The organism is Persicitalea sp., assembly GCF_041751555.1.
GTDB lineage: Bacteria > Bacteroidota > Bacteroidia > Cytophagales > Spirosomataceae > Persicitalea.
Genome location: NZ_JBGSXF010000614.1, coordinates 1 through 5,281 on the forward strand (window position 1 = coordinate 1; position 5,281 = coordinate 5,281).

Annotated in this window: 6 protein-coding genes; 2 read left to right on the forward strand and 4 right to left on the reverse strand. The window is 52.0% G+C overall.

What is annotated here, in order from left to right; translation table 11 throughout:
• Positions 1-119: 119 nt before the first annotated feature.
• The 3 genes from ACEW8P_RS21735 to ACEW8P_RS21745 all read right to left on the reverse strand — a co-directional run bounded on the left by ACEW8P_RS21735 (position 120) and on the right by ACEW8P_RS21745 (position 2,819).
• Entirely contained in the window at positions 120-419 is a 300-nt protein-coding gene (locus ACEW8P_RS21735) for a hypothetical protein (RefSeq protein WP_373515171.1), read from the reverse strand.
• 5 nt (positions 420-424) lie between these two features.
• Positions 425-874: an excisionase family DNA-binding protein gene (locus ACEW8P_RS21740; RefSeq protein ID WP_373515172.1), complete on the reverse strand. Its 450-nt coding sequence runs from the start codon at positions 872-874 to the stop codon at positions 425-427.
• Positions 875-956: 82 nt separating this feature from the next.
• A complete protein-coding gene (locus tag ACEW8P_RS21745; protein WP_373515173.1) occupies positions 957-2,819 on the reverse strand; it encodes a glycoside hydrolase family 2 protein in 1,863 nt (620 codons plus the stop codon).
• Between the two features lie 171 nt (positions 2,820-2,990).
• On the opposite strand from ACEW8P_RS21745, the gene ACEW8P_RS21750 reads away from it, so the two are divergent.
• Together ACEW8P_RS21750 and ACEW8P_RS21755 are read left to right on the forward strand one after the other, a co-directional pair.
• Positions 2,991-4,121, forward strand: coding sequence for a redoxin domain-containing protein (locus ACEW8P_RS21750; protein WP_373515174.1), 1,131 nt, complete (start codon positions 2,991-2,993; stop codon positions 4,119-4,121).
• A 41-nt stretch (positions 4,122-4,162) separates the two neighbouring features.
• Entirely contained in the window at positions 4,163-4,612 is a 450-nt protein-coding gene (locus tag ACEW8P_RS21755) for a (4Fe-4S)-binding protein (protein ID WP_373515175.1), read from the forward strand.
• On the opposite strand, the gene ACEW8P_RS21760 is transcribed toward ACEW8P_RS21755, so the two are convergent.
• Entirely contained in the window at positions 4,613-5,029 is a 417-nt protein-coding gene (locus ACEW8P_RS21760; protein ID WP_373515176.1) for a hypothetical protein, read from the reverse strand.
• Between the last annotated feature and the right edge of the window lie 252 nt (positions 5,030-5,281).

Sequence of the window (5,281 nt, forward strand, 5' to 3'; positions counted from 1 at the left end):
CCATGATAATGGTTGCTTCCTTCTTGCGTAGTTCTTCGGTTTTGTCAAGCATGGTTTTATAAAATGAATGGTTCCGCAATAGCCTTCATATCAGTTTTAAGATTTTGTCATAAACACCATCAAGCCCAATCCTTGAAAAAACTTCTAAAACCTGCATTTCGGTCATGGGCGGTTTTTTCAAATCGGTAGTTCTTAACATTCGATTCGGGAAACGCCTTGTTCATTGCCTCGATAGTTCTGTTCAATTGAGATGATAACAGATCAGGACGGTTTGCCAAGAGGTTTCTTGTCCATTCTTTCTGAATCTCGTCCGTCCACTTGGGGGCAAACAAATCAAAATCAGCCAAATTAAGCAGCAGATCTCTTATGGGCGCGGGATAAAGTACACAGGCGTCCAGAACAGCGATTGACTCAGGCATATCCCTTACTGATAACCTAACCCTAGTTCCTGCGCCTGTTTAGCCAAAAATTTCAATCTCTCTTTTCGTTTTAGTCGCAATTCGGTCTGATATTTCAATATATCTTCCAGCAATACCCGCCGATGGCTGCCGACTTTTTTGAAGGGGATCGTACCCTCTTCGAGTAATTTGACTATATGTGGTCTTGATGCGCCCAGTAGTTCTGCCGCTTGTTGGGTGCTCAATTCAGCGTCTGCCGCAACGACCGAAGTGGCTTTACCCTCGGCCATATGCGATAGAATTGTGGCCAGCACATCCAATGCCTTGGGTGGAATACTTATCAGTTCCCCACTTTCCTCCACTTGAATTTTTACTTGCGTGGACTTATTGTTCTGCGTTGCCGCATTTAAGCGGCGGAGCGACTCGCTGGCGGTTCGCTGCTCCTGTCGCGATGGCTTTTTGATAAGTGCGTTCATATTGTTCATTTCTTTTTTTGTAAAAATAACAAACGAAATAAACGAAACAAAGTTTTAGCGACTAAATACCGAGTCTAAAATCTCACTCCTTCATCTCCACCAAAGTCTTATCGTACAAACTCTTGTGCGACGCCTCCAGCTTTTTAACGGGTACTTTGATCACTTCGCGGTCATATGTCATCAGGCCGTTGGTTTCTATTTCCACATCGGTAGTTTGGGTATAAATCGCCGCCGACAGGCCGCGGCGAATCATGTCCGTAAGGGTCTCCATATACCCCTCGTAAGTACTGAATAACTCGTCGGCGTTTTTGAAAGTCTGGTAGCCCCAGTTGTCCTTTTGCTGCCAGGTGTGGCTCGGGACGGGCAGGCCCAGGCCGCCAAACTCACCCAGGACAAGTACCTGGTCTTTGCCGTAGAGCTTCGGCGAGGGCATGACGGGCATGGGGTAGTTGTGGAGGTCTATGATGTCGCCCACGAAATGGAAATTACCCCCGCTGGCGCTGTTGACCAGGCGGCTCGGGTCGTAATCCATCGTCCACTTCGTGATGTCTTCGGTCTTGAACTGCCCCCAGGCTTCGTTGAAAGGTACCCACACCACGATGCTGGGGAAATTGTGCAGGGCGTCCATAATTGCCTTCCACTCGCGGCGGAAGATACTCTCCGACAACGATGTGCGGTTCTGCTCGGTACCTCTGCCTTCCACGCCGGGCCGCGTTTCCCAGCGGTTGCCGAGGTCGCCGCTGGGCATGTCCTGCCACACGAGCATTCCGAGGCGGTCGCAGTGGTAGTACCAGCGGGCGGGTTCGACCTTTACGTGCTTGCGGATCATGTTGAAGCCCATGTCCCGCGTTTTCTGGATGTCGAACAGCAGCGCCGAATCGGTGGGCGCGGTGTAAAGGCCATCGGGCCACCAACCCTGATCGAGCGGGCCGTACTGAAATACGAACTTATTATTGAGCAGCATCCGCTGGACGCCCTGTGCGTCGGCCTGGCGGCTGATCTTGCGCATGGCGAAGTAGCTTTTCACCTCGTCCACCACTCTCTTTTTGCGTACCAGGGCCACCGTCAGTTCGTAGAGGTAGGGTTTGCCGGGTTCCCAGAGGATGGTGTTCACCACGGGTAGTTCGGCGGTGCCATCGAGGGGTACTTCCTTCTCGGACATCAGTGCGTTCCTGTCCCAGGTTCTGATGCGCAGCAAGTCGCCCGCCTCGGCGTTTTTGGCGGTGGCCGACACGCGGACGATGTTTTTGTCGATGTCGGGCGTATTTTTGGTAGTCTCGATGTAGCTAGGCGGTACTTTTTCCAGCCAAACCGTCTGCCATATACCCGTCACGGGCGTGTACCAGATGCCCTTCGGTTCCTTGATTTGCTTGCCGCGTGGCTGCGGGCCGTCACTGCTCGGATCCCACACGCGCAGCACGATTTCCTGCTGCGTACCCTCCACTAACAGGGAAGTGATGTCGAAGTAAAAAGGATCATAGCCGCCCTGATGCGACCCAACCCGTTTGCCGTTGATATAGACATCGCATAGCCAGTCCACGGCCCCGAAGTGCAGCAGCGCCCTTTCATTTTTCAACTTGGAAGAAAAAGAAACCGTCGTCCGGTACCACAACAGGCTGTCCTTGCCCACCGTGCGGCCCACGCCCGACAGCGACGACTCCACGGCGAAAGGCACCAGAATCTTGCCGTCAAACTTGGCCGGAGGCGTGTCGGAAATAGTCTTGGGCGCAATGGCGTAGTCCCAGAGGCCGTTCAAGTTCTGCCAGCCGGGACGAATCATTTGCGGGCGCGGGTATTCCGTCAATGGTTTAGCGGGATCCACCTGACTGGCCCATTGGGTTTTTATTTTATCGCCAACGGGCTTCCAGGAGGTAGTTTGGGCCAGCGAAGATGCCACGCCAGTCAGTGCAAAAAGGAGTATGGAAAGTAGCCTGAAATTTATCATAAGAATTATTTTTACCAAGATTCAAGAATACAATTTTAACCAGAAATTGGCTGAACTCCCGTAAGCACAGGTCAGTTTTTTATTTTATTAATTCAAAAACTAAACAGTAATTTTTAGCTTTTTGCGCGTTTTGAACAAGGTAGGGACACTAAATATCTAAACTTTATGGCTATGCGAAAATTACTCTTGCGGGCGGGCGGGCTTTTACTGCTGGCCCTGATCTTCCAAAGTACCCTTTTGGCCCAAAGTCATGCGCCCACCCTGGCCATTGGCACCCCCGCACCCGACTTCAAACTACCCGGCACGGACGGCAAGACCTATACGTTGAAAGATTTTGCCAAAGCGCCCGTGCTGGCTGTCCTTTTCACCTGCAACCACTGCCCCACGGCGCAAGCCTATGAGGATCGCGTTATCCAGCTCGTGAAAGACTACGGCGACAAGGGCTTGCAAATGGTGGCGATTTCGTCCAACGACCCCTCGGCTATCCGTCTGGATGAACTGGGCTACACGGATTTGAGCGATACTCAAGAGGAAATGAGAATTCGGGCTAAGGAGAAAAACTACAACTTTCCCTACCTCTACGATGGCGACACTCAGGCCGCAGCCAACGCCTATGGTCCGGTAGCCACGCCGCACATCTTTATTTTTGACAAAGACCGTAATCTCCAGTACGTAGGCCGCATCGACGACGTAGAAAAACCCTCAGGGACGCCTAAAAACAGGGACGCCCGAAATGCCATTGAAGCGATGTTAGCCGGGAAGCCCGTTCCGGTGCCTATCACGAAAACCTTCGGCTGCTCGCTCAAATGGGCCGAGAAGGAGAAAGGCGTATCCACCGAGCGCGATAAATGGGCGAAAGAACCCGTCAGCGTAGCGATGATCGACGAGGCGGGCATCAAGAAATTAATCAAAAATGATTCGGACAAACTACGGCTCATCAACGTGTGGGCCACTTGGTGCGGGCCCTGCGTGGCGGAGTTTCCCGACTTTATGACGATGCATCATATGTACCGGGGCCGCGATTTCGAGTTCGTCTCGATCAGTGCCGACAGTCCCGACAAGAAGGATAAAGTACTGAAATTCCTGCAGGGAAAGTACGCCTCCAACCCCAACTACCTCATCAACTTTGAGGACAAGTACAAGCTCATCGAAGCCATCGACCCCAACTGGCAGGGGGCGCTGCCCTACACGATTTTGGTGGAGCCAGGCGGTAAGATCGTTTACGCTAAACAAGGCCCCATCGACCCCTACCAAATGCGGAAGGTAATTGTGGAGAATAAGTACGTGGGGAGGTTTTATTGATGGAGAGTGGAGGTTTAAAATTAGTCCCCGACTAAGTACATATGGAAAAAAGAATTACGAAGAACTACGACAATGGCGAAGTGACGGTAGTCTGGCAACCGCATAAGTGCATTCATTCAGCCATTTGTTTTCGGGGTTTGCCCTCGGTCTTCGATCCGCAAAAGCGCCCCTGGGTCAATCTCGACGGAGCTGACTCGGCCACGATTGTGGCGCAGGTGGAAAAATGCCCCTCGGGCGCATTGAGCTACCGTATGGATGGGGCGGCTATGCTAAATGGTCACGCGACGGAAAAGCCTGGTGTCAGCGCAGCCTCCACGGTAGTGGATGTAAAGCCCAACGGCCCACTACTCATTCAGGGCGAATTAATTGTGAAAGACGCTGCTGGAAATGAGGAAGTGAAAAGTAAAGTGACGGCTTTTTGCCGCTGTGGTTTTTCCCAAAACAAACCCTATTGCGACGGCAGTCACGTGCGCGAAGGCTGGGAAGGGTAGTTATTCTTTGAGCGCGATTCTAGCTTCGAGCGCGATTCTAGCTTCCGAAAAATGGCTCCCTCCCGCGGTCACCAGCGAATACGATGCACTCGCTTTCCTGGCTTTGCGGTGAACGATACCCACCCGCCAGGTAGTCAGTTGCTGCGATTCGGCCTCGTAACGGTACAATACATCTCCTTTTCTAAGTTTTCCAACGGCTTTCGGGCCTTGTTCGGTCTTGACGGACAAGGTTGGGGTAGTTTCGAGCAACAGAGCCGGAACGAGCGGCCAGTCCGGACGATCTGCCCTGCTGAGATTATCCGTGCACAGGTACAAAGCCGTCAGCCATTTTTCTCTTTTCGGTGTCTTTCCCGTTTTTTGGGCTTGGTTCGACAATACCAAGCCCGTTTTAACGCAGCGAAGAGGTTCTTCGGTCATGCTTTGACCTTTCACCGCGAAGCTAAAACCTATGACAAGAATTAACGAAAAAAGGAGCGGTTTGCCCATAGAAAACACTCTGGCTATTACGCCTCCGAAGGCGAATGCTTGTAAGATGATTTAGTGACCAAATTGGGAAGAATACCCAAGGCCGTAAGCACCGCGCCCGCAATCAGAATGGTGGGCAGGTGCGTGAACAACTCTCCCGTGGAAAGAATGCCCAGAATCAGCATCGTCGAAAACGGCAGCGAG

Bases quoted from the DNA above. Each gene is read 5' to 3' on its own strand.
- ACEW8P_RS21740 (WP_373515172.1), bottom strand. From the start codon at position 874: ATGAACGCACTTATCAAAAAGCCATCGCGACAGGAGCAGCGAACCGCC.
- ACEW8P_RS21750 (WP_373515174.1), top strand. From the start codon at position 2,991: ATGCGAAAATTACTCTTGCGGGCGGGCGGGCTTTTACTGCTGGCCCTG.
- ACEW8P_RS21760 (WP_373515176.1), bottom strand. From the start codon at position 5,029: ATGACCGAAGAACCTCTTCGCTGCGTTAAAACGGGCTTGGTATTGTCG.
- ACEW8P_RS21745 (WP_373515173.1), bottom strand. From the start codon at position 2,819: ATGATAAATTTCAGGCTACTTTCCATACTCCTTTTTGCACTGACTGGC.
- ACEW8P_RS21755 (WP_373515175.1), top strand. From the start codon at position 4,163: ATGGAAAAAAGAATTACGAAGAACTACGACAATGGCGAAGTGACGGTA.
- ACEW8P_RS21735 (WP_373515171.1), bottom strand. From the start codon at position 419: ATGCCTGAGTCAATCGCTGTTCTGGACGCCTGTGTACTTTATCCCGCG.